The organism is Candidatus Thermoplasmatota archaeon, assembly GCA_035540375.1.
GTDB lineage: Archaea > Thermoplasmatota > SW-10-69-26 > JACQPN01 > JAJPHT01 > DATLGO01.
Window position 1 is genome coordinate 61,901 of sequence record DATLGO010000050.1, and the last position, 23,002, is coordinate 84,902.

Here is a 23,002-nt window from a genome sequence, read left to right on the forward strand (position 1 = left end):
TAATCCTCCCGTCGTTTAGAGAATGCTTATTTTGGATCGACGTGCAGCAGATTCCGGACGAGGTGAGGACGACGACGTCGTTATTGACCTCCAAACCTACCTGCGCATGAGCATCGGTTTCGTCGAGGAGAACGCAGAGCATACGCTGGTTCTGCCAGAGCGTTCCCGCCGATGGGCCTGCGGCACCATGGTTCGTGGTCACGAGTTGACATGCAAAGGTTCCACGGTTCTTAGTACTGCCGCTGTGCACTTCTGCCATCGGACAGATTTCCACGGCGAGTGCAAGTGCGCCGCGTGGAACTTCTGGAGCTTATCCGGGCCCCCGACCGTCGATCTTTAGACGCTGTTAGACATGCTACCGGTTTTCGACTGGCTTGGGATTCGCTGTTGTCCCCTTGTCGTCCGAAATGTCCGTCGCGGGATGCACGTCGGGGACGTATGGGGGCGTCCCTCCTGCCGCACGCCAAGGCGTGGACGGTGCCTCGGGGGCCTAACTTCTCGTTCACCTGTTTTTCCACCCATCGGCCGCGGGCCCTACCCGCAAGCGTCTCGGGTCGCCTTACAGCGAGCCATCGCCCACGCGGGCTATCAAGTCGATCCCGGGTTCACTTTCAGTGATTTCTGGACGGGCATTATCTGGACCGCGTGATCCTCCGCTCCTCATATGTCCGAGGCTTGGCGCATGCCTTCGCGCTTTTTCTTCAGGCGCCCGGCGTGGTCGAGCCTGTCCGGGCGAGGCAGTTTCTCTTCAGGCCCGGCAAAGTCATGGGCGTCGGTTGATTCGACGCCCGGCGGGTCGACGACGCTCTCCGACCCCTCCTGGGCGAGATTGATCGGAGCGAGGATGCGCGTGCGGCAGGTTGAGGAGGCGCGCAGCCTCAGGAATCCCCCTCCCGGCCCACCGGATGGCGACCGCCTGGAAAGGGCCGACCGGCCCCCCTCGACGCTCAGCCCCGTGTGGCCGCTATCTTCTTATAGAAGCATTGGAATGCCTCGCGCCAAGGTGTGACCCATGATGGGCAACCAACCGATCATCCTCCTCAAGGAAGGCACGAAGCGCGAGCGCGGTCGCGGCGCGCAAGCCAACAACATCATGGCGGCCCGCGCGGTCGCCGACGCGGTCCGCTCGACGCTCGGGCCCCGCGGCATGGACAAGATGCTCGTCGACTCGATGGGCGACGTCGTCATCACGAACGACGGCGTGACGATCCTCAAGGAGATCGACATCGAGCACCCCGCGGCGAAGATGATCGTCGAGGTCGCGAAGACGCAGGACCAGGAGTGCGGCGACGGCACGACGAGCGCGGTCGTCATCGCGGGCGAGCTCCTGAAGCGCGCCGAGGAGCTCCTCGACGACGTCCACCCGACGCTCATCAACCGCGGCTTCCGCCTCGCGAACGAGAAGGCGATCGAGATCCTGAACGGCCTCGCGACGTCGATCGACGGCTCGAACGACAAGCCCCTCATGACGATCGCGCAGACCGCGATGACGGGCAAGTCGGCCGGCTTCAACCGCGAGCTCCTCGCGACGATCTCCGTCAAGGCCGTCAAGGCGGTCGCGGAGACCGAGGGCAAGAAGCGCGACGTCGACACGGACAACATCCAGGTCACGAAGAAGATCGGCGGCTCCGTCGACGACACGCAGCTCATCCAGGGCCTCATCATCGACAAGGAGCGCGTCAACCCCGCGATGGCCGCGTCCGTCAAGAACGCAAAGATCGCGCTCCTCGACCTCAGCCTCGAGATCGAGAAGCCCGAGGTCGACACGAAGATCAAGATCCGCGACCCCACGCAGCTCCAGGCCTTCCTCGACGAGGAAGAGCGCGAGCTGCGCGAGATGGTCGACAAGGTCGCGAAGACGGGCGCGAACGTCCTCTTCTGCCAGAAGGGCATCGACGACCTCGCCCAGCACTTCCTCGCGAAGAAGGGCATCTACGCGGTCCGCCGCGTCAAGAAGTCCGACATGGAGAAGCTCGAGAAGGCCACGGGCGCGCGCCTCGTGAGCAACCTCGACGACCTCGCGAAGGACGACCTCGGCACGTGCGGCCTCGTGGAGGAGCGCAAGATCGGCGACGAGTCCATGACGTTCGTCACCGAGTGCAAGAACCCCCGCGCGGTCAGCATCCTGCTCCGCGGCGGCACCGAGCACGTGCTCGACGAGATCGAGCGCGCGCTCGAGGACGCCCTGCGCGTCGTCGCGGTCGCCGTCAAGGACGGCAAGATCGTGGCGGGCGGCGGCGCCCCCGAGATCGAGGTCGCGCTCGGCCTCCGCAAGTTCGCGTCCACGATCGGCGGCCGCGAGCAGCTCGCGATCGAGGCGTTCGCGAACGCGGTCGAGGTCATCCCCCGCTCCCTCGCGGAGAACGCGGGTCTCGACGCGATCAACAGCCTCGTCGACCTCCGCTCGGCGCACGAGTCCGGCAAGAAGAGCCACGGCCTCAACGTCTACACCGGCAAGGTCGTCGACATGGCGAAGGAGGGCGTCCTTGAGCCCCTCCGCGTCAAGACGCAGGCCATCAACTCGGCGACCGAAGCCGCGACGATGATCCTCCGCATCGACGACGTCATCGCGGCCAAGGAGACGAAGGCCCCGCCCGGCGGCGGCGGCCACGGCCACGGCGGCGGCATGCCCCCGGGCATGGGCGGCATGGGCGGCATGCCCGGCATGATGTAAAAGGTCCCCGGACCCCCCTCGCTCCCGGGCGGGCCATCGAGGCCCGCCCGTCTCTTTTCATCTCCTCGGAGGCCGAGCGAAGGCTCCGACGGGTCGCCTGAAACGTTAAGGTCGGGCGAGCCGGGTCGAGGGCATGCGACGCGCCGCGACGCTCGTGGTCGGGATGCTCCTCCTTTCGATGCCCGCCTTGGCGCACCATGGCGACGTCCAACGCGAAGCGGGCGAGGGGCAACGGGCGGCGCTCGACGCCGCGGGCCAGAGGAACGGGATTCCGGAGGCGATCGCGAACGGCGGAGCCGACGAGGCCGGCATCCCGGTCCTGGACGCCCTCTGGGTCATCCTCGGCACCACCGCGGCGCACACGGTCGCCGAAGCCCCGCCGTTCTCGGTCGGTCACGGGGGTCCTCTCTTCAACCTCCATCGCGACACGCAGGGGGCGATGCCGGATCTCATCCCGCCGGGACCCGGCTACCTTCTCGCGTGGCGCGGGCTGTGGCGCGACGTGAACGGGAACGGCATCATCGACACGATGCGGGCGGAGACGGGGTTCGGGCCGGAATGGACGCCCGATCCGCGAACGCCCGTCCACGCGTACCTCTCGCCCGGGTCGCACCCGCCCGTGAGCGCGTCCTCCATGCCGGACGACGGCACGCCCGACGTCGACCTGCGCTATTGGAGCCAGATGGGGCTCTATCTCTCAGGCACCGACTCGTACACGCGACCGATCGTCATGTCCGACGGATCCCTCCTGCAGACGTATTTCTCCGAGACCGTCTCGCAGGCGATCCTCTCGCCTTCCGAGACGAGCGGCCGCCCCTATACGCTCGGACCCGAAAGTCTCCTTGACATCGACGTGTACGCGGTCCTCGCGCCCGCGCCTGTGGCCTCGCTCTACGCCGCCGCGTTCGCGCCTCTCGTGAACGCGGTCGGTTCGCCGTCGACGGGCGCGACCGGCGACGCTTCCGTGGTCCCGCTTCCCGCGCCGGGCGCGACGAGCGGCCCCCTGGGCCTCGTGCAGGGCACGCTCTTTCCCCGACGGCTCCACGAGACGGCCGAAGACGCGCGCTCGAGCTCGTCGGGCCGAGCGGACGATTTCAAGGAAGCCTTCCGCGGCTTCCTCGACGTCGTTCCCGGCGCCTGGCGCCCCGGCGCCTCCACGAGGCAGCTTCCGCTCACGGGACGCGACCACGATGGCGGCGCGACCGCGGGCCCGGGCTTCCTCGTCTTCGACATCTGGGCCGGCGCCTGGCGCGACTTCAACGAGGACGGCTTCATCGGCGTCGCGGCCTCGCCCGATCCCTACGAGAACGGCAACAGGCCGTCCCCCGACCGGCCCCTCGCCTCCGCCGGCGAGTTTGTCGGGGCGTGGGCGAAGAACCTCACGAGCGGAGCCAGCGGCAACATCCTGCTCCGCATCCGCGCGATCCCCGCGTGGCCGGAGGGCGGCGCGTTCCTTCTCTCGCGCACGACCGGTCTCCCCCAGACCGCCACGACGTGGCAGCTTGCAGGCGATCGCACGCTGACCTCGCTCACGTTCCTTCATTTCCCCGAGAAGGGCCACTACTACTCGAACGACATGCTCTTCCTCCCGCGCGGCGCGGACAACTTCGCGATCGAGGTCTGCAGCGAGGGCGCGCCGGGCGACCCGGGCGGTCCGCGCGCGATCGTCCTGGAGGCGGACGGCGCGAGCCTCGAGGACGTCGTGTACGACTGCGACGTTCTCGTCCCGCTGCCGAATTGAACGCCCACCGAAGACCCGGCCAGAGCGCAATTATCCTTGACGCCACGCGATCCTTCGCGTGACCGTCCCAGCGTCCGCGGCCCCGGCCGGTCCCCCGGTCGGCCGCGCGCGCCGCGCCCGCGTCGCGCTCGACGACTGCGCGATGAGCTACCGGGTCGCGGGCGCCGGTCCGCCCGTCGTGCTCCTGCACGGCCTCTCGGGGAGCGCGCTCTGGTGGAGCCGCAACGTCCCGCATCTCGCCCGGTCCCATACGGTGTATGCGATCGAGCACGCGCGCCTCGAAGCGGGTCTCCTCAGGCGTCGCGCGCCCTTCGCCCTCGACGCCGCGGCCGACCGGCTCGCCCGCTGGATGGACGCCGTGGGCCTCGACCGCGCGAGCGTCGTCGGGCACTCGATGGGCGGTTTCATCGCCGCCGACTTCGCGGCGCGCCACCCCGCGCGCGTGGACCGCCTCGTCCTGGTCTGCGCCGCCGCGACGCCCCTCGCTCGCCGGGGCCTCGACGCGGCGCTCGGCGTCGCGCGATCGGCCGCGGACCTCCCTCCGAGCCTCGTCCCGCTCCTCGCGTACGACGCGCTCCGGACGGGCCCGGGCGCCATCGTTTCGACGCTGCGGCAGCTCCTCGACGCCGACCTCTCCGCGGGCCTCCCGAGCATCGCCGCGCCGACGCTTCTTGTCTGGGGCGAGCGCGACGCGCTCGTGCCCCTTGCGCACGCCGAGGCCCTCGCGGCGCTCCTTCCGGGCGCGACGCTCACCGTCGTCGAGGGCGCGGGCCACGTCCCGATGTGGGAGCGGCCCGAGGCGTTCAACGCGGCCCTCGCGGAGTTCCTCAGTCCTCCTCGCCCGCCCGCAGCCGTTCGAGCACCGTGAAATCCTCGAGCGTCGTCACGTCGCCCTTGACCGCGGCGCCCGCCGCGACGTCGCGCAGGAGCCGGCGCATGATCTTCCCGCTTCGCGTCTTTGGAAGCGCCTCCGCGAAGCGGATCTCCGCGGGGCGCGCGATGGGACCGATCTGCTTTGCGACGTGGTCGCAGAGCTTCGAACGCGCGCCGTCGCCGGCCTCGGCGTCGCGCTTGAGCGTCACGAACGCGACGACGGCCTGGCCGCGCTCGGGGTCGGGTCGTCCGACGACCGCGGCCTCCGCGACGATCGGGTGGCTCACGAGCGCGCTTTCGATCTCCATCGTGCTCAGGCGGTGGCCCGCGACGTTGAGGACGTCGTCCACGCGGCCCATGATCCAGAGGTCGCCGTCCTTGTCGCGGCGCGCCGCGTCGCCCGTGAAGTAGACGCCCGGCACGTCGCTCCAGTACTGCTTGCGGTAACGTTCGTCGTCGCCCCAAATAGCGCGGAGCATGGAGGGCCACGGCTTGCGGATCACGAGGAATCCGCCCTCGTCGGGGCCGACGGGTCGGCCCTGCCGATCGACGACGTCGAGGACGTAGCCGGGAAGGGGCTTCGTCGCGCTGCCCGGCTTCGTCTCCGTCGCGCCGGGAAGGGGCGAGACGACGATGGCGCCGGTCTCGGTCTGCCACCACGTGTCCACGACGGGGCAGCGCCCGCCGCCGATCGTGTCGCGGTACCACATCCAGGCTTCGGGATTGATCGGCTCGCCGACGGTGCCGAGAAGGCGCAGGCTCGAGAGGTCGTGCGCCTTCGGCGGCGCGTCGCCGAGGCGCATGAACGCGCGGATGGCGGTCGGCGCGGTGTAGAACACGGTGACGCGGCGGCGCTCCACGATGTCCCACCAGCGGTCGGGAGTCGGCGTCATCGGCGCGCCTTCGTACATGACCGTCGTCGCGCCGAGCGCGAGCGGGCCGTACACGCCATAGGAGTGGCCCGTCACCCACCCGATGTCGGCGGTGCACCAGTAGACGTCGTCTTCGCGCAGGTCGAAGACCCACTGTGTGGTCGTGGCCGCGCCGACGAGGTAGCCGCCGGTCGTGTGCAGGATGCCCTTCGGCTTCCCCGTCGAACCGCTCGTGTAGAGAATGAAAAGCGGGTGTTCGGCGGGAAGCGGCTCCGGCGCGCGCTCCGAGGACTGGCCCTTCACCACGTCGGACCACGCGACGTCGCGGTCGTGCCAAGCGATCTCGTTCTTCGCCCGTTCGAGCACGACCACGCGCTCGACGGTCGGCGCGCCCGCGGCCGCGACGTCCGCGTTCGCCTTGAGCGGCACGACCGCGCCCTTGCGGAAGCCGCCGTCGGCGGTGATGATGGCCTTCGCGCCGGCGTCGACGCAGCGGTCCTTGAGCGCCTCCGCGCTGAAGCCGCCGAACACGACCGAGTGCGTCGCGCCGAGGCGCGCGCACGCGAGCATCGCGACGGCCGCCTCGGGCACCATCGGCATATAGATCGCGACGCGGTCCCCTCGCCCGATGCCGAGCGCCGCGAGTCCGTTCGCGAAGCGGTTGACATCGCGCGCGAGCTCGGCGTAGGTCAGCGTGCGCGCGTCGCCCGGCTCCCCCTCCCATACGATCGCGGGCTTCGCGCCGCGCTCCGCGAGGTGCCGGTCGAGGCAGTTCTCGCTCACGTTCAGCTCGCCGTCCTCGAACCAGCGCGCGAAGGGCGGGTTCCAGGAGAGCGTCCGCGCGAACGGCTTCGCCCACGTGACGCGCGCGCGGGCCTCGTTCGCCCAGAACGTCTCGACGTCCTCCTCGGCGGCCTTGCGGAGACGGGCCTCCGCCTTCGCGTCGACGACCGCGCGGCGCGCGAACTCGGGGGGCGGAGGGAAGCGACGGCGTTCCGTGAGGAGGCGCTCGATCTCGGGCATGCCACCCGGAACGCCGTGGGCGTGGAAAAAGGTAGGAACCTACATCGGACCGGTTTCGGCGCCCGCGCCGCCGCCCTGGACGTCCTCGGGCTTGAGCGTGCTCTGGCGCCGGCCCGCGGCGCTGCGGGCGCCCTCCTCGCCGAGGCCGCGGATGTACGCCTCCGCGCGGGCCTTCGCGGCCGCGATCGCGTCGGGGGCGATGCGCCAGTCCGAGCCGGACGGGGGCGTGCCGGCCTTCATGGCGCCTTCCTTGAGAAGCTCCTTCACGTGCGAATCCGCGAGGGTCATGGTCTCGGGCGGGATATGCGGCCGATGCGGCTTAGGCTTGCTGGCCCGCTCCCGTATGGCCCTTGGTGCTGACAAGTCGGCTCTGACTCGAACCGAGCCGAATTCTATAGGGAAGCCTTACATGTCAGTGCCGATCATGTCCGAAGCATGCCTGCCCTTTGGCGCCGCGTCGGCCGCGGCGTTGCGGCGGCCCTGTCCGGCCTGCTCCTCGTCGCCGGGCTGCTCGGCCTCGTCATCGAGACGGCCGCCCTCCCCCTTGCGACCCGGATGGAACCGGAAGACGCGCCCGCCCTCCTCATCTTCGCGGGCGCGGCCCTCCTCGCGACCACCGTCGGCGCCGTCGCGCTCGCCGCGTCCCTCATCGGCCCGCGCGGGATGCTCCTCGGCGGCTCGTGCGCAGCCGTGGTCGCGACCCTGAGCGCGTTCTTTCACGCCGCGGAGCTGCGCGCCCTCGCGCGCGTCGCCCCCGACGATGCGGCGCGCGACCTCTGGGCCCTCGCGGCGGGCCTCGACGGCGGGGCGTGGATGCTCCTCCTCGCGGCGGTCGTCCTCGGCGTGCTCTTCATCGCGCTCGAGCGCTCGCGGCCCGGACCCGCGCCCGCCTCCGGCTGAGGTTCAGCGCCGGGGCTCGTCGTCGTCCGGGAAGCCGCTCACGGCGTCGACGGGCGTGGACCAGCCCACGGAGGCCGTGTCCGGCGCCTCCTCGCGCTTCGCCTTCTTCCCCTTCTTGCCCTTCTTCGTCGAGGCGAGGCTCGATCCGCATTCGGGGCAATGTTTCGTCCCTTCGTACACCTCGGCGCCGCAGCGGGGGCACGCGACGAGCTTCTCGGGCGCGATGAGGTCCGCGCCGCAGTGCTCGCAGAACTCCGAGTACCGGTTCACGGGCCCGTTGCAGAAGCGGCACTTCAGCGAGTAGTCGGGGACGAGGCCGTACTTGTGCTGGTTCTGCAGCACCACGGCGAACACGAGCGTCGCGAGCCCGAAGACGACGCCCCGCAAGGCGAGCCCGCCCGCGTCGAGCGGGCCCGCGCCGAGCGCCTCGAAGACGAGCGCGCCGACGAAGGCGCCGTAGAGGACCTGGCTCCAGCGCACGACGCGCAGGAAGGGCGTCCGGGGCGGGCTCACGGACCGCGGATGGGACCCGCGGGGTCTTGAAGGCGTCGGAGAGCCCCGGATGGGATCGGTGCTCTAGAGACCGAGTGATAGAGGTTCACGCGAAACGTTTTCTATGGCGGAAAGACTCGCTGCCCACCCCTCTCTCAGGGGACTGGAGGCTTACCATGGACCGACGGATCCTGACTGCGCTCGCTGCATGTTTGACGGTGGCTGGCTTCGCCGCGCCCCCCGTGTTCGCGGCGACGCACCACGACATGAGCTACGAATCCAACGAGCCCCTGAACATCCAGGAGCTCGAGAACAACAACCTGCCGCTCGCCAACCCTTCGGCCTCCACGCTCATCCTCGATGACTACTACGCCGTGAACGGCCTCTTCGGCTCGACGTGGAATCCGTTCTCGGTCGATCCCGAGTACTACAACTATCAGCGCGCCTCCGGCGGCATCCTTCCCGACATCATCACCCCGGGCCTCGGCATGTTCTACGCCTTCTATGGGTACTGGACGGACGCCGACGAAGACGGCTCGCTGCGGTACTGGAACAGCTCCAGTCTCGGTCCGGCGGAGTACACGCTCGCCGAGGGCCAGCTCTTCTCCTACGTCGAGCCCGGCAGCTACCCCGCGGTGGACTCGAACGGTCGCCCGAACGCGACGACTTACGACTTCTCGTACATCGTCTCGTTGTCCATCTTCGACGACGACTTCCAGTACGAGGCGGGCCAGGGCCTCGGCTCCTGGTTCCACGACGGTTCGCTCCTCCGCTCGCTCCGCGTGCAGACGGTCGCGAATCCGCTGCTCGCGCCGGACCCCGTGACCGGCAATCCTTTCACCTGCAACGAAGGGTGCATGATCGACGTCGACGCCTACAACGCCATGGCCCCGGGCCCCATCAGCGGGCCTTACTCGTCCATCGTGGGCCCGATCATCGACGACTTCCTCCCGACCGTCGGCTTCTCCTCGCTGAACGTGCCTCCGGGCTTCCTGTTCGTCCTCGATGCGATCGACGAGGCGACGGAACCCGCGGACCCCGTCTTCGAGGCCGTGGGCGAGATCACGGGCCCCGTCGTCAACCCCCAAATCCACCGCATCTCGCCGACCTACGAGAACGAGACGCACGCCGCCAACAACTCGGTCGTCGGCAAGGTCGGCATCGACGCCTACGGTGAGGACTGGCACGTGTACTTCGACGCCCGCATCGAGCGGGTGACGGGCTGGGGCGTTTACAGCAACTCGGCCACGATGGCGAACGTCGAGAACACGCACGCCTCGGCCGGGCCCGGCGCCATCGCCGTCGGCGCGATCCTCGGCATCGCGAAGGACCTCAACGGCAACAAGCGCCTCGCCACGAACACCTGGGCCTCGACGTTCGACACCGGGGAGTTCAAGGGCACGTGCATCCGCGGCGGCAATGACTTCACGGGACGCCTGGTGTTCAGCTACACCATCGTTCCGAAGACGCCGTGGCCGACGCCCATCTTCCGCGTGCCCACCGTGTTCATCGAGGAGACGAGCGTGATCGAGGCGGGTTCCACGACGCCCCTCGTCGGCACCGTCTCGTGCTACGTTTCCGACGAGGCGGCCGGCACGCACTCGGGCGACGAGCACTGGTACTTCCCCGCGGGAGCCCCCGAGATGGTGCTCAGCCTCGGGACCGAGTCGACCCCCGCGGGGCACCTGAAGTTCGCGCAGGGCCCCATCAACGTCCAGGCCGACTTCTGGGACCAGGACACGTACGCGGCCTGGCTCTGAGCCGGGCCAAATGCCCGGCCCCGCACGGGCCGGGCACTCTCCTTTTCAACGCGGTTCCTGTAGCGGCGGCCTCACACCGCTCCTTCTAACCGCCCCACAAGGATTTTGCCCCCTCCTGCGCCTCATCCCGATGCCCCAGATTGGGGCGGAGGCTCCAGATGAACGCCACACACACACACAACGAACCCTCGCGGTCGCGTTGACGCTCGGCCTGCTCGGCGCATCGGTGCCCGCGTTCGCCACCTCGCACAACGACATGCGCTGGGAGTCGGACGAAGGCATCGCGATCGAGCAGCAGGAATCGAACAATCTCCCGCTCGCCGATCCGCAAGTGAACACCACGATCCTCGATTCGTACTACGCCGTGTTCACCTTCCTTGGCGTCGGCGTCAACCCGCTCCAGCCCCTCGGACCGGGTACCTGCACGCAGTCCGCGGGCGGCATGCTTCCGACCTGCATCCGCGGCGACTACGTCAACTTCAAGCGCTCGACCCAGGGCGAGCTGCCCGACATGATCCTCCCCGGCGAAGGCGCCTTCTATGCTTTCTACGGCAACTGGAAAGACGCGAACGAGGACCAGATCCTTCGCTACCGCGGCACGGACATCGAGTACGTGCGCACGGACGGCGCGAACATCTACTCGTTCGCGGAGCCTGGCAGCTACCCCACAATCGACTCGAACCGCCGGCCCAATTCGACGACGCCTGACTTCCGCTATCTCGAAGACATCTCAGTCCTTCTCGGCGCGTTCCAGTACACGTCGGGCCAGGGTTATGGCCTGTGGTCGTGGGATGGTTCGCTCATGCGCACCATCACGCTGCGCACGGTTTCCGAACCCCTGCTCGCTCCCGACCCGATCACGGGCGACCCTTTCACGTGCCGCACGGGATGTCTCCTCGACATCGACGTCTATTCGGCGGTTGCGCCGGGCCCCGTTTCGAGTTTCTACACGAGCGTGGTCGGGCCCATCATCGACGAGTACCTCCCCACGGTGGGCTTCTCATCGACGACGCTCCCGCCGGGCGTCGTCGCGGCCGCCAACGAGGGCATCGCCGCCGTGAATGAGGCGCTCGCGCCCGCGGAACCCGTCCTCGAAGCCGTGGACGACGTCGTCGGCCCGGTCGTGGATCCGCACTACAACGCGGTCATCGCCGAGGTCAATCGACAGCTCCTGCGCATCAACCCCGACTACGAGAACGAGACCCGCCCGGGCTCCGGCTCGTCGACGAGCGAGGTCGGGATCGAGAACTTCACGCTCGACTGGTACGCGTGGTTCGACGCGCGTCTCGAGTACGAGTTCGGCTACCTTGCGGGCACACGCCGGGCAACGATGTCGAACGTCGACAACACGGGACCCGCGGGCGGCCCCGGCACGGTATCCGTGTCGGCGCGCGTCGGCGTCGCGAAAGACCTGAACGGCAACCACCAGCTCAACAACAACAAGTGGTTGTCGACCTTCGAGACGGGCGAGTTCAAGGGCACCTGCGTGCCGGACATGAAGTATACCCTCACCCCGGTCACGCCATGGTCGACGCATGTCTTCGGACACAGCGACTTCGTCATCGGAGGCGACGACGTCACCGTGATCGAGCCGGGAAGCTCGACGCCCCTCGTCGGGACGATGTCCTGCTACACGCCCGATGCAACGTCGGGCGACCACCAGGCCAACGAGAAGTGGTTCTTCCCGGCCGGCGCGCCCGAGATGATCCTCGTCGTCGGCACGAAGGACGACCCGGCGACTCGCCTGACGTTCGCGCAGGGCCCCATCGTCGTCACGGCCGACCTGTGGGACCGCGACGTCTACGCCTCGTTCATCTGAGGCGCCCGACCCCACCCCCGCCCCGGATGCCCAGCCTCCGGGGCCCCTTTTTCTCTTATCGAAACCCCTGCGGAGCCGCTGCAAAGATAGAAGGCCCCCCAGGGCAAGTCCCCCCTCGGCGCGCCCCGCGCGTCTTGGGAGGCTCCAGCATGACCCACGGATCGAGAGCGATCGCCTTCGCGATCGCAGGCGCGCTCGCGTTCACCGCCCCGGCCTTTGCCGGGTACACGAACCTCAACCACGAGATCGACGAGGCGTTCCATCCCTTCGAGCGCAACAACCTCGAGACGCGGCCCGAGCGGGAGACGCTCATCCTCGACGACTTCTTCGCCATCACGAACCTCGGCCTCACCCCGGACCCGACGGAGCCGACGCGCCCGTTCGGCCTCATCAACGTGCAGCGCTCGGCCGGGGCGTATCTCGGCGGCAGCGACGTCATCCTCCCCGGCGGCGGCCAGTTCTACGCGCTCTACGGGCTGTGGAACGACACGGACCAGGACGGCATCGTGGACTGGACCGGCAGCGAATCCTGTCCCGCTTCTGAGGGAAGCGAGTTCTGTCGTCGCGAGGGCGCGGAGCTCCTGAGCTTCGTCGACCCCGGAAGCCACCCCGCCTACGATGCGAACGAGCGGCCCCCCGCGGACCGGCCCGACTTCACCTACATCCCCTGGCTGGGCAACCCCGTCTACACGGCGGGCCAGGCGTCCCACGTGTGGTTCTACGACGGGTCGCTCGCGCGCCCCGTGACGGTGATGACCTTCGCGAACGCGACCCTCGAGCCCGACGCGCTCACGGGGAAGGCCTACACCTGCAAACCCGGCCGGTGCCTGTCCGACGTGGATGTCTACCACGCCCGGGCGCCGGGCCCCGTCGAAGCCCTCTTCACGTCCGTCCTGGGGCCCGTCATCGACAACGTGCTCCCGACCGTCGGCTTCTCGTCCCTGGTCCTCCCGCCGGCCCTCGCCGAGACCCTCGACGGCGTCACGGGCCCGGTCCTCCGCACCGTCGCCGAGACGACGGGGCCCCACGTGGACCCGCCGTACGAAGACGAGACGCATCCCAATGCGGGCTCCTCCACGTCCGCGATCGGACGCGAGGCGTACGCGGAGGAATTCCACGTGTGGTTCGACGCGCGCGCCGTGCAGGTCATGAACGGCGTGGCGGGGGCCTCGTGGGGACCCGGCCCGAGGTCGCTCTCGTCCGACGGCCCCTCGTTCCCGCCGGGCTGGATGTCGGTGAGCGCGAACCTCGGCGTCGCGCGCGACCTCGACGGCGACGGCTTCATTGCGACCGCCCGCGGCGCGCCGACGTTCGACGGCGCCGAGTTCATCGGCGGCTGCCTCGGAGGATCCGATTGGCCGAACCGAACGACGAAGAACCTCCACTGGCGCCTCGTCCCGAAGGACGGCTGGGGCGCGGCCCCCGTCGTCGAGTACGACGCGACGGGCTACACGAACCCCCGGTACCCGATCCTCGGCGTGGTGCCGAACATCATCGGCCCCACGGGCCGCACGTTCACCGGGAGCGAGGTCATCGACGGCTATTCGTACTGCTACACGCCCGACAAGAACCACGGCCTGCACGCGCCGGGAACGTTCCTGCTGTTCCCCCTCGGCGCGCCCGCGTTCACGCTGGAGTTCGGCGCGCCCGACGACCCCGCGGGCGTGTTCACGTACGAGATTGCGGGCGCCGAGACCGGCGGGCCGTTCTGGGACGTCGACGCGTACGCGGGCTGGACGTGATCAGCGCGCGTCCCGGTCGCGCGTGATGCGGCTCGCGACCGGGCCCCGCTGCCCCTGGTACTTCGAGCCGCGGGCCTCGCCGTACGGCCGTTCCGCGGGCGAAGAGAGCGCGTGCAGCACCACCTGGGCGACGCGCATCTTCGGCGCGAGCGCGACCGCGATGCGGCCGAGGTTCGAGAGCTCGAGCGTGATGTGCCCCTCGAAACCGGGATCGATGAACCCGGCCGTCGCGTGCACGACGACCGCGAGGCGGCCCAGGCTCGAGCGGCCCTCCACGCGCGCGACGAGGTCCGCCGGCACGCGCACGCGCTCGTACGTCGTGCCGAGGGCGAACTCCCCCGGCTGGAGGATGAACTGGCCGCCGTCGGCGACGTGGAGCGGCTCCGTGATGTCCTCCGCGCTCTTCGTGCGGGGGTCGATGTACGCGACGTGCGGAGGGCGGAACGTGAGGAAATCGTTCCCCAGGCGCAGGTCGATCGAGGCGGGCTGGATCTGGAGATCGGGGTCGTCGAGCGGGTCCACGACGAGGTCGCCCGCGGCGAGCCGCGCCTTGAGGTCGCGGTCGGAGAGGATCACGCGGCTCCCACGGGCGCGGCCGGGTTAAGCCGTTGCGGGTCGGGCTGCCTTGGAACCCGTCCGTAAGCGACCGGAGCGTCCCAAGGTGCCTCCCTGCAACCCCTATATACCCCCTCCCACAGAAGCCCGGGCCGTAGGGGAACTGAATGTCCGTGTTCGCGCGCAAGAAGCCCGAGCAGCCCGCCGTCGAGTCCGAGGAGATGTCCGATTTCGAGCCCATCCACCCGGAGGAGCTGCAGGCGCTCGCCCCCGCCGCGCCGAAGGCGCCCAAGGCGAAGGGCGGCCACCAGGCGCCGGACGTGGTCATCAGCGACGTGCACCGCCGCGTCGAGAAGCTCCGCCTCGAGTTCTCCGAGCGCCTCGCGGGCGATCTCAAGGCCGTCGAGGAGACGATGGCCGAGAACGTGCTCCGCATGGCCGAGCGCATGAAGGCCCTCGAAGCCGAGATGGCCGCGCGCGACGCCGAGATCCAGGAGCGCGACGCCCGCCTCGGCAAGCTCTCGGAGGAGAACGCCGCGATGAAGCGGCGCCTCGAGAACTTCGAGGAGCTGCGGCAGAAACTGGCGGGGCTCTAGCACAGTCGAGTTCGGGGCCTTCAGCGGTCCACTCCGTGGCATGAGTTTCACACCTCAGCCTCGCTGCGGCGAGGCTTCGGCTCATGCCACTTCGTGCCAGAGAGGGGGCGCTTCGCGCGCCCCCTCTCTGGACTCACCCCCCAGCGGCAAGGGGGGCCCGCCCCCCTTGCATCCCCCGGACGTTTGATTCTCGAACGGAACGCGGACGCACCCACGCGCTGCGCTCTTCTTGGCTAAAAACTGGGTCATCACGCCTTCGGCTGCGTCGACTGGCGCAAGCGCTCGTACGCGATGATCGCGGTCGCGACGCTCACGTTCAGGGAGGACACGCCGCCCTTCATCGGGATGCGCACGAAGAAGTCCACGTGCTTGCGCACGGGGCCCGATAGGCCTTCGCCCTCCGACCCCATCGCGAGCGCGAGCGGTCCCGTGAGGCGCTCGTCGAAGTACGTTTTCCCCTCGTCCGCGGCCGTGCCGCAGATCCAGACGCCCGCGCGCTTCAGGCGGTTCACCGCGTCCATCGTGGTGGAGACGCGCGCGACGGGGACGTGCTCCGCCGCGCCCGCGCTCGCCTTGATCGCCGCGGGGCCGAGCCCGGCCGCGCCGCGCTCGGGGATCACGACGCCGTGCGCGCCCGCGCCGTCCGCGACGCGCAGCACCGCGCCGAGGTTGTGCGGATCCTCGACGTGGTCGAGCAGGATGATGAACGCCGGCTCGCCGCGCCGCTCTGCGAGCTTGAGGATGTCGTCGAGCGAGACGTACTCGAGCGGCTCGCATTCGGCGGCGGCGCCCTGATGCGACGTGCCGCGCGCGAGCCGGTCGAGCGCGCCCGCGGTCGCGCGGAGGACCGGGACGCCCGCGGCCTCGGCAGCGGCGACGATGGCGCGCACGTTCGCGTCCTTCGAGTCGGGGTCGAGGAGGTGGATCCGCCGCACGTGGCGGCTTCCCGCGAGCGCCTCGAGGACGGGCTTGCGCCCGAGGACGAGCGCCCGCTCGCCGCTTCCGCCGGGGGCCGGTCCGCGCATGGGCGTGCACCGGCTTCGCGCCCTTCAAGCCTTCCTTTGTCCCCGCCCGCGGGAATGCGCGGGGAAAACCCTTTGGGCCGCGGCGGGGTCTTGGAGGGTCATGCCCTTCGAGCTGACCTCGGATCAGGAGATGATCCGCGGCGTCGTGGCGGAGTTCGCGGCCAAGGAGCTTTCCGGTAAGCCCGCCGAGCGGATCGACCGCGAGCGGCGCTACCCGCGCGAGGTCATGACAAAGCTCGCGGAGCTGGGCCTTCTCGGCATGCTCGTCCCGCCCGAGCAGGGCGGCCCCGGGACGGACGCGGTCGCGTACGCGGTCGCGGTGGAGGAGATCGCGAAGGCGAGCGGCACGACCGCCGCCGCGGTCACGGTCGCGAACGCGCTCGTCGCGTGGCCCGTCGCGAAGTATGGCTCGGAGGCGATCCGCGCGAAGGTGCTCGCGCCGCTCCTCGCCGGACAGGCCCTCGGCGCGTGGGCGCTCGCGGAGCCCGCGAGCGGATCCGACCTCACCGCGGTCCAGACGCGCGCGGAGAAGTCGGGCGACGGCTACACGCTCCACGGCCTCAAGTCGTTCGTCACCGGCGCGCCGGGCGCGGACTGGTTCATCGTCTTCGCGAAGGTCGCGGGCGGCGACGGACTCACGGCCTTCGTCGTTCCGAAGGACGCGGAAGGCTTGAAGGTCGGCCCCGCGGAGAAGAGCCTCTCGTTCAAGGGCCTCGACATGGCGCAGGTCTACCTGCACGGCGTTCAGGTCCCCTCGGACATGCGCCTCGGCGACGAGGGCCAGGGCCTCGCCATCGCGACGGCCGCGGGGGACCTTCACCGGCTCGGCGTCGCCGCGGTCGCGGTGGGCCTCATGCAGGCGGCGCTCGACGAGGCGATCGGATACTCGGGCGAGCGCGTGCAGTTCCGCCAGAAGATCCGCGAATTCCAGGCCATCCAGTGGAAGGTCGCGGATATGGACGCGCGCATCCGCGCCTCGCGCCTCCTCGTCTTCGCCGCGGCCGCCCGCCGCGACGCGGGCGCGGACGCCGCCGCCGACATCGCGGCCGCGAAGCTCTTCGCCGGCGAGTCCGCGAAGCTCGTCACCCAGGAGGGCCTGCGCATCCACGGCGGCGCCGGCTTCATGCGCGACATTCCGCCGGAAAGGCTCAACCGCGACGCGCGCGCGACGAGCGTGTTCGGCGGAACGTCGGAAATGTCTCGGGCGCTCCTCGCGTCGAGGTTGCTCGGGCTCTGAGCGGCGCTCGCGCTCGTGCTCGACAAGATGAAAAGAAGAAGGGCCGCCCGCGTCGCAGGCGGCCGCCTCGCGCTTACTCGGCGTGCGAGGTCACGATGCCGCAGAGCACGCGGGCGCCAGAGTTGCCCGACGGGTCCGTCACGCCGTCGTCCGCCTTCGCGTGCACGACGACGCTGCGGTCGCCCACGTAGTTCGGGCTCGCGGGGTCGAGGCTGAGGCCCGGCGCGAGGATCGTGAGCGTGCCGACGCCGTCGGCGCCGGCCACCAGGTTGCCCAGGTCGCCCGCGTGCTGCCCGTGCGTGGCGTTCGTGGGGTTGAAGTGGCCGCCCGCGCCGCCCGCGGGGACCGCGGCGGTCGTGTTCGTGGCGGGGGTCGGATCGCACGACCCATTGGCGTGGACGTGGATGCCGTGGGGGCCGACCGTGAGGTTCGACGCGTAGGCGAAGGCCCACGTCGCGTTGTCCCACTGGATGAACATCGCCTCGCCAACGGGCTCGCCGGAGCCGTTCGGCGTCGCGACGGAGAGCATCGCGCCGGCAAAGCCGTCGGGGTCGGGCGTCGTCTCGTCGGCGATGACGCCGCAGAGGACGCGCGGGCCCGCGTTGCCGGCGGGCTGCGAGACGCCGTCGTCGATGTCGCGGTGGACGACGACCGCGCGGCCCATGATGTAGGCCGGGTCCGCGGGGTCGAGGCTCAGCTTGTCCGTGAAGGCGACGAGGCCCGCGCGGCCGTCGACGCCCGCAACCAGGTTGCCGAGGTCGCCCGCGTGCGCGCCGTGGCTCGCGTTCGTCGGGTTGAAGTGCCCGCCCGCGGCGCCGCCGGGGACGGCGGCCGTGCCGTTCGTCGCGGGGGTCGGGCTGCACGAGGTGCCGGCGTGCACGTGGAAGCCGTGCGGGCCGGGCGCAAGACCCTTCGCGACGGCCATGACCATGACCTTGCCGGGGAAGAAGGGGTGGGTCGAGAAGAACACGTACCCCATGTCCTCGCTGCCGGTGCCGTTCGCGTCGACGGTCCGGAGGGCGACGTTGAACTGCGGCTCCTCGGATTCGTTGTTCTGCGGGTCCGTCGGGTTGTCGGTCGGAGGCGTCGGATTCTTGTTGCCGGGGTCGGCGGGCGGCGAGGCGCAGCCCGCGAGGGCCACGGAGAGCGCGAGCAGGGAGAGCATCGCGATTTTCGGTATCATCCGCACGGCACAGGGGAAGCCCGGTTTCAACCTTTCGAGGCACGGTCCAACCCGCGTCGACGGCGGGCCGGTGCGCGGGGCAATCGACTCGGCCGCGGGCCGCGCCCCGGGGCCCGATGTCGAGCGTCAAGGAATCGATCGCGCGCCTCGTCGTCGAACGCCCGGGCCTCACCGTGTCGGACGCGGCGCGCGCGCTCGGCGTCGACCACTCGACGGCGGCGTATCACCTGCGCCGGCTCGTGAAGCAGCGACGCGTCGCGGTGACGGCCGTCGGCCGCGTGCGCGCGCATTGGGCGCCGGGCTGCGGCTACTGTCCCGTGCAGCGCGCCGCGCTCCCGCGCCTCACGCCAGAGGCGCGCCGCGTGTTCGCGACGCTCGCGGCGGCGCCGCGCGCGCATCGCATCGGCGAGGCGTTCGCGCGCGCGGCCGTGGACGAGCCCGCGGGGCGTTGGGCCGTGGACACGCTGCGCCGCCTCGGCCTCGTCATGGGTCGTGGGCACGGGCTCGTGTCGGCGCGGCCCGGCGCCGAGGCGTGCGTGGAGGGGCTCGGGCTCGGCCGGCCGTGCGGCCTCTGGAGCCGCTGCGCGCCAGGGCGGGAGTGGCCGTGGCCGGAGGCGCGATCCGCGCCGTCAGGCGCGCGCGACGAGCGCGGCCTCGAGCGATCGGAACGCCGTGGCCGCGTTCGCGTACAGGATCGTGTCGCGGTTCTCGACGAGCCCGCCACGGCCGCAGGAGGAGAGTCGCGGGCAGCGGAGGCCGCTCGGGGCGGGGGCGAGGCGCGCGCCGCAACGCGGGCACAAGGTCGCGTGGGCCGTGAGGCCCCGCATGATCGCCAGGGTCATGGCCCTCGCGGGGCCGCGACGGTCCTTAACGTGATTCGTTCAGGACTCGAACCGTGACCTGACTACCCTCGGGGGTCCTACTTGCCGCCGAGCTTCCCGATCATCCAGCGGACGGGGTCCCAGTGCCGGTCCGCGACGCGCTCCTTCAGGGGGATGATGCCGTTGTCGGTGATCCGGATGTGTTCAGGGCACACTTCGGTGCAGCACTTCGTGATGTTGCACATCCCGACGCCCGCTTCTCCCGCGAGCGCGGGGATGCGGTCGGCGCCGTCCTTCGGGTGCATCTCGAGGCTCGCCATGCGGATCATGAAGCGCGGGCCGTAGAAGGCGTCCTCGCGGTGGTGGTCGCGGAGGACGTGGCAGACGTTCTGGCAGAGGAAGCATTCGATGCACTTCCTGAACTCCTGCACGCGGTCGATGTCCGCCTGCTTCATGTTGAATTCGCCCTTGGCCTTCTCCTCCGCCGTCATCTCGCGGGGCGTGAAGGGCTGGACCTTCTTGTTGACGCGGTAGTTCCACGACACGTCGGTGACGAGGTCCTTTACGAGCGGGAACGTCTTCACGGGCTCGACGACGACGGGGCCCTCGGGGAGGTCCGAGAGACGCGTCATGCACATGAGGCGGGGCTCGCCGTTGACCTCGGCGGAGCACGAGCCGCACTTGCCGGCCTTGCAGTTCCAGCGGCACGCGAGGTCGGGCGCCTCCGTGGCCTGGATGCGGTGCACGGCGTCGAGGACGACCATGCCTTCCTCGACCTCGACGTGGAAGTCCTCGAGCTGGGTCCCGTCCGGGCCGCCGCGGCGCACGCGGAGGTGCGCCATCTGCTTCCGGATGACCTGCGCGGGGACCGCGGAGCCTTCGCCGCGCGCCACCATCTCCTTGACCGTCACGTCCGTGCTCACGCGCTCGCCTCCTTCTTCGTCGCCACGTCTTCGGCCTTGCCGCTCACGATGGCCTTGAGATCCGCGGGCATCGGAACGACCGGCTCGAGAACGACCTTCATGCGGCCGTTCTCGCGGCGGCAGACCACCCACGTCTTGCCCCATTTCTCCTCGTCCGCGTCCGTGAAGTCGCCGCGCGTGTGGCCGCCGCGCGATTCCTCGCGGGCGAGGGCCGAGAGCGCGATCGCTTCGCTCGCGACGAGGAGGTTCGGAAGGTCCATCGCGACGTGCCAGCCGGGGTTGAACTCGCGGGTTCCGGCCACGCGGACCTTCGCCGCGCGGTGGCGGAGCGCTTCGATCTCCTTCGCGGCGTGCTCAAGCTCGTCGCGGAAGCGGACCATGCCGGCGTTCGCCTGCATGATCTCCTGCAGCGCATCCATGACCGCGAACGGCGATTCGCCGGTCGCGCGGTCGAAGGGCTCGAGCGCGTGGGCGACGGCCGCGTAGACCTCGGCCGGGTCGACCTCGGGCGTGCTCGGGAGGCCGCGCGCGTAGCTCGCGGCGCCGGCGCCCGCGCGCTGGCCGAAGACGAGGAGGTCGGAGAGGGAGTTGCCGCCGAGGCGGTTCGCGCCGTGGAGGCCCGCGGCGCACTCGCCCGCGGCGAAGAGGCCGGGCACGTTCGTCATCTCGGTGTCGGGGTCCACACGGATGCCGCCCATGATGTAGTGCATCGTGGGGCCGACCTCCATGGGCTCCTTCGTGATGTCGACGCCCGCGAGCTCCTTGAACTGGTGGTACATCGACGGGAGCTTCGCGCGCACGTAGTCCGCCTCGCGCCAGCTGATGTCGAGGTACACGCCGCCGCGGGGCGTGCCGCGGCCGGACTTGACTTCGGCCATGATGGCGCGCGCGACGACGTCGCGGGTGAGAAGCTCAGGCGGGCGGCGGGCGTTCTTGTCGCCCGCGAGCCACCGCGCGGCCTCCTCCTCGGTCTCCGCGAACTCGCCCTTGAACATCTCGGGGACGTAGCGGAACATGAAGCGCTCGCCCTTCGTGTTGCGCAGGATGCCGCCCTCGCCGCGGACGCCCTCGGTGACGAGGATGCCCTTGACGCTCGGGGGCCACACCATGCCGGTGGGGTGGAATTGCACGAACTCCATGCCGAGCAGGTCCGCGCCCGCCTCGTAGGCGATGCCCATGCCGTCGCCGGTGTATTCCCAGGAGTTCGACGTGATGCGGAACGCCTTGCCGACGCCGCCCGTCGCGAGGACGAAGGCCTTCGCCTTGAAGAGATGGAAGCGGCCCGTGGCGCGCTCGTAGGCGAGCGCGGCGCCGACCTTGCCGTCCTTCGACTTGAAGAGCTTGACCACGGTCAGCTCCATGAAGACCTCGAGGCCGGGCGTGTGGACCGCCTTGTCCTGGAGGGTGCGGATGATCTCCAGGCCCGTGCGGTCGCCGACGTGCGCGAGGCGGGGGTACGTGTGGCCGCCGAAATTGCGCTGGTTGATCCAGCCGTCCTTCGTGCGGTCGAAGACGGCGCCCCACATCTCGAGCTCGCGCACGCGCTCCGGCGCCTCCTGGGCGTGGATCTGCGCCATGCGCCAGTTGTTGAGGAACTTCCCGCCGCGCATCGTGTCGCGGAAGTGCACCTGCCACGAGTCGCGCTCGTCGGCGTTGCGCAGCGCGGCCGCGACCCCGCCCTCGGCCATGACAGTGTGCGCCTTGCCGAGCAGGGACTTCGAGAGCAGCGCGGTGCGCGCGCCGCCTCTGGCGGCCTCGACGGCGGCGCGGATGCCGGCGCCGCCGGCGCCCACGACGAGCACGTCGTAGGCGTGCTCCTGCACGTGCGGGCGGGCGGGGACGCTGGCGGCGCGCGGCGCCTGCTTGGGCACCGTGAGCTGGACGTTGCTGCCGCCGGCCATCAGGCGGGCACCCCCAGCACGTGGGTGAGGCCGGTCTGGCTGAGGTGGCGGATGTAGAGGTCCGTGAGGGCGATCCAGAACAGGCTCGCCATGGCCCAGAAGCCGTGCTTGCGGTTGAGCACCGTGACGGCCTTCCAGAAGCCGTGCTGGCGCATCGTCAGGGCGTCGCAGCTGAAGCAGTCGAGGCGGCCGCCCACGAGGTGGCGCAGGGCGTGGCAGCCGAGCACGTAGGCGCCCAGGAGCACGATGTCGATGAGCAGGATGAGGACGCCGAGGCCCAGGTACAGGCCGTGCGGCGTCGCCACCGCGGTCACGACGTGCCAGGCGTCGAAGAGCATCTTGGCGATGGCGAGGTAGAGGAAGAAGCGGTGCAGGTTGTTGACCGCCATGAGGCCGCGCTCGCCCTTGTAGCGCACGCCCTTCGTGGCCTCCACCGCGCAGGCGGCCGGGCGGGCAACGAAGGCGCGGTAGTAGGAGCGGCGGAACCAGTAGCACGTGAAGCGGAAGCCGGCCGGGATGGGCAGGATGAGGATGGCCGGGTAGGCCAGCAGGGGCACGGCGGCCTTCCACGACGCCGGGAAGATACCCGTGAGGTCCGGGCTGCCGAGCGGCGACACGTAGTGGTACGCGCCGTTGTCGGCGTAGAAGTGGCCGTTCTCGAACACGCGCCACGTCGCGTAGATGACGAAGGCGACCAGGGTGGCCCACAGCGCCACCGGCTGCAGCCACCATGCGTCCACGCGCTGGGTCGAGAGCCATCGCCTGGAGTGGGCCTGCGCGGCGTCCGGCGCCATTTGGGCGCGGGACCCAGGCCTTGCTTATCAGGGCTTTGAGGGCGCGGCGCGGCGCCGCGCCCTCAAAGCCC

General features: G+C 70.2%; 19 protein-coding genes. 10 read left to right on the forward strand and 9 right to left on the reverse strand.

The annotated features are described in order from the left end of the window. Positions 1-1,012 precede the first annotated feature (1,012 nt). The 3 genes from thsB to VM889_06320 all read left to right on the forward strand — a co-directional run bounded on the left by thsB (position 1,013) and on the right by VM889_06320 (position 5,283). The gene (gene thsB / locus VM889_06310) at positions 1,013-2,674 is read left to right on the forward strand and encodes a thermosome subunit beta (GenBank protein ID HVL48152.1); all 1,662 of its coding nucleotides are present in this window, start codon (positions 1,013-1,015) and stop codon (positions 2,672-2,674) included. A 133-nt stretch (positions 2,675-2,807) separates the two neighbouring features. After that, positions 2,808-4,415 (forward strand): hypothetical protein, encoded by a 1,608-nt coding sequence (locus tag VM889_06315; protein HVL48153.1) that lies wholly within the window; start codon positions 2,808-2,810, stop codon positions 4,413-4,415. A 58-nt stretch (positions 4,416-4,473) separates the two neighbouring features. After that, entirely contained in the window at positions 4,474-5,283 is an 810-nt protein-coding gene (locus tag VM889_06320) for an alpha/beta fold hydrolase (protein HVL48154.1), read from the forward strand. Here the strand turns inward: VM889_06320 and acs are convergent. Together acs and VM889_06330 are read right to left on the reverse strand one after the other, a co-directional pair. After that, complete coding sequence (acs, locus tag VM889_06325; GenBank protein ID HVL48155.1) at positions 5,243-7,183, reverse strand: acetate--CoA ligase; 1,941 nt, start codon at positions 7,181-7,183, stop codon at positions 5,243-5,245. The genes VM889_06320 and acs overlap by 41 nt on opposite strands. A 39-nt stretch (positions 7,184-7,222) precedes the next feature. Further along, positions 7,223-7,471 (reverse strand): hypothetical protein, encoded by a 249-nt coding sequence (locus VM889_06330; GenBank protein ID HVL48156.1) that lies wholly within the window; start codon positions 7,469-7,471, stop codon positions 7,223-7,225. A gap of 147 nt (positions 7,472-7,618) precedes the next feature. On the opposite strand from VM889_06330, the gene VM889_06335 reads away from it, so the two are divergent. Then, entirely contained in the window at positions 7,619-8,083 is a 465-nt protein-coding gene (locus tag VM889_06335; protein HVL48157.1) for a hypothetical protein, read from the forward strand. Between the two features lie 3 nt (positions 8,084-8,086). On the opposite strand, the gene VM889_06340 is transcribed toward VM889_06335, so the two are convergent. Beyond that, positions 8,087-8,596 (reverse strand): zinc ribbon domain-containing protein, encoded by a 510-nt coding sequence (locus tag VM889_06340; protein HVL48158.1) that lies wholly within the window; start codon positions 8,594-8,596, stop codon positions 8,087-8,089. Between the two features lie 155 nt (positions 8,597-8,751). Between VM889_06340 and VM889_06345 the strand changes: the two genes are divergently transcribed. From VM889_06345 to VM889_06355, 3 genes are all read left to right on the forward strand, one after another. After that, positions 8,752-10,335, forward strand: a complete 1,584-nt coding sequence (locus VM889_06345; GenBank protein ID HVL48159.1) for a hypothetical protein — start codon at positions 8,752-8,754, stop codon at positions 10,333-10,335. A 130-nt stretch (positions 10,336-10,465) separates the two neighbouring features. Further along, complete coding sequence (locus VM889_06350; protein ID HVL48160.1) at positions 10,466-12,154, forward strand: hypothetical protein; 1,689 nt, start codon at positions 10,466-10,468, stop codon at positions 12,152-12,154. A gap of 149 nt (positions 12,155-12,303) precedes the next feature. After that, the gene (locus VM889_06355; GenBank protein HVL48161.1) at positions 12,304-13,896 is read left to right on the forward strand and encodes a hypothetical protein; all 1,593 of its coding nucleotides are present in this window, start codon (positions 12,304-12,306) and stop codon (positions 13,894-13,896) included. Here VM889_06355 and dcd read toward each other — a convergent pair whose 3' ends face one another. Further along, the gene (dcd, locus tag VM889_06360) at positions 13,897-14,472 is read right to left on the reverse strand and encodes a dCTP deaminase (protein HVL48162.1); all 576 of its coding nucleotides are present in this window, start codon (positions 14,470-14,472) and stop codon (positions 13,897-13,899) included. 146 nt (positions 14,473-14,618) lie between these two features. Here dcd and VM889_06365 point away from each other — a divergent pair, with 146 nt between their 5' ends. Further along, complete coding sequence (locus VM889_06365; protein ID HVL48163.1) at positions 14,619-15,047, forward strand: hypothetical protein; 429 nt, start codon at positions 14,619-14,621, stop codon at positions 15,045-15,047. Positions 15,048-15,295: 248 nt separating this feature from the next. Here the strand turns inward: VM889_06365 and rlmB are convergent, their stop codons facing one another. After that, complete coding sequence (gene rlmB, locus VM889_06370) at positions 15,296-16,072, reverse strand: 23S rRNA (guanosine(2251)-2'-O)-methyltransferase RlmB (protein ID HVL48164.1); 777 nt, start codon at positions 16,070-16,072, stop codon at positions 15,296-15,298. Positions 16,073-16,172: 100 nt separating this feature from the next. Here rlmB and VM889_06375 point away from each other — a divergent pair, with 100 nt between their 5' ends. Beyond that, positions 16,173-17,309: an acyl-CoA dehydrogenase family protein gene (locus VM889_06375; protein HVL48165.1), complete on the forward strand. Its 1,137-nt coding sequence runs from the start codon at positions 16,173-16,175 to the stop codon at positions 17,307-17,309. A gap of 73 nt (positions 17,310-17,382) precedes the next feature. Here VM889_06375 and VM889_06380 read toward each other — a convergent pair whose 3' ends face one another. Then, positions 17,383-18,492: a superoxide dismutase family protein gene (locus VM889_06380; protein HVL48166.1), complete on the reverse strand. Its 1,110-nt coding sequence runs from the start codon at positions 18,490-18,492 to the stop codon at positions 17,383-17,385. 116 nt (positions 18,493-18,608) lie between these two features. Between VM889_06380 and VM889_06385 the strand changes: the two genes are divergently transcribed. Continuing rightward, positions 18,609-19,391, forward strand: coding sequence for a hypothetical protein (locus VM889_06385; GenBank protein ID HVL48167.1), 783 nt, complete (start codon positions 18,609-18,611; stop codon positions 19,389-19,391). Positions 19,392-19,411: 20 nt separating this feature from the next. On the opposite strand, the gene VM889_06390 is transcribed toward VM889_06385, so the two are convergent. The 3 genes from VM889_06390 to VM889_06400 all read right to left on the reverse strand — a co-directional run bounded on the left by VM889_06390 (position 19,412) and on the right by VM889_06400 (position 22,931). Next, positions 19,412-20,155, reverse strand: coding sequence for a succinate dehydrogenase/fumarate reductase iron-sulfur subunit (locus VM889_06390; protein ID HVL48168.1), 744 nt, complete (start codon positions 20,153-20,155; stop codon positions 19,412-19,414). 77 nt (positions 20,156-20,232) lie between these two features. Next, complete coding sequence (locus tag VM889_06395; protein HVL48169.1) at positions 20,233-22,137, reverse strand: fumarate reductase/succinate dehydrogenase flavoprotein subunit; 1,905 nt, start codon at positions 22,135-22,137, stop codon at positions 20,233-20,235. Beyond that, positions 22,137-22,931: a succinate dehydrogenase gene (locus VM889_06400; protein ID HVL48170.1), complete on the reverse strand. Its 795-nt coding sequence runs from the start codon at positions 22,929-22,931 to the stop codon at positions 22,137-22,139. Before VM889_06400 ends, VM889_06395 begins: the two co-directional genes overlap by 1 nt. Positions 22,932-23,002 lie beyond the last annotated feature (71 nt).

What these genes read in the sequence shown, in the direction of transcription:
- thsB (HVL48152.1), top strand. Translation starts at nt 1,013, where the DNA reads ATGATGGGCAACCAACCGATCATCCTCCTCAAGGAAGGCACGAAGCGC.
- VM889_06315 (HVL48153.1), top strand. Translation starts at nt 2,808, where the DNA reads ATGCGACGCGCCGCGACGCTCGTGGTCGGGATGCTCCTCCTTTCGATG.
- acs (HVL48155.1), bottom strand. Translation starts at nt 7,183, where the DNA reads ATGCCCGAGATCGAGCGCCTCCTCACGGAACGCCGTCGCTTCCCTCCG.
- VM889_06330 (HVL48156.1), bottom strand. Translation starts at nt 7,471, where the DNA reads ATGACCCTCGCGGATTCGCACGTGAAGGAGCTTCTCAAGGAAGGCGCC.
- VM889_06335 (HVL48157.1), top strand. Translation starts at nt 7,619, where the DNA reads ATGCCTGCCCTTTGGCGCCGCGTCGGCCGCGGCGTTGCGGCGGCCCTG.
- VM889_06345 (HVL48159.1), top strand. Translation starts at nt 8,752, where the DNA reads ATGGACCGACGGATCCTGACTGCGCTCGCTGCATGTTTGACGGTGGCT.
- VM889_06350 (HVL48160.1), top strand. Translation starts at nt 10,466, where the DNA reads ATGCCCCAGATTGGGGCGGAGGCTCCAGATGAACGCCACACACACACA.
- VM889_06355 (HVL48161.1), top strand. Translation starts at nt 12,304, where the DNA reads ATGACCCACGGATCGAGAGCGATCGCCTTCGCGATCGCAGGCGCGCTC.
- VM889_06365 (HVL48163.1), top strand. Translation starts at nt 14,619, where the DNA reads ATGTCCGTGTTCGCGCGCAAGAAGCCCGAGCAGCCCGCCGTCGAGTCC.
- rlmB (HVL48164.1), bottom strand. Translation starts at nt 16,072, where the DNA reads ATGCGCGGACCGGCCCCCGGCGGAAGCGGCGAGCGGGCGCTCGTCCTC.
- VM889_06375 (HVL48165.1), top strand. Translation starts at nt 16,173, where the DNA reads ATGCCCTTCGAGCTGACCTCGGATCAGGAGATGATCCGCGGCGTCGTG.
- VM889_06380 (HVL48166.1), bottom strand. Translation starts at nt 18,492, where the DNA reads ATGATACCGAAAATCGCGATGCTCTCCCTGCTCGCGCTCTCCGTGGCC.
- VM889_06385 (HVL48167.1), top strand. Translation starts at nt 18,609, where the DNA reads ATGTCGAGCGTCAAGGAATCGATCGCGCGCCTCGTCGTCGAACGCCCG.
- VM889_06390 (HVL48168.1), bottom strand. Translation starts at nt 20,155, where the DNA reads ATGGCGCACCTCCGCGTGCGCCGCGGCGGCCCGGACGGGACCCAGCTC.
- VM889_06395 (HVL48169.1), bottom strand. Translation starts at nt 22,137, where the DNA reads ATGGCCGGCGGCAGCAACGTCCAGCTCACGGTGCCCAAGCAGGCGCCG.
- VM889_06400 (HVL48170.1), bottom strand. Translation starts at nt 22,931, where the DNA reads ATGGCGCCGGACGCCGCGCAGGCCCACTCCAGGCGATGGCTCTCGACC.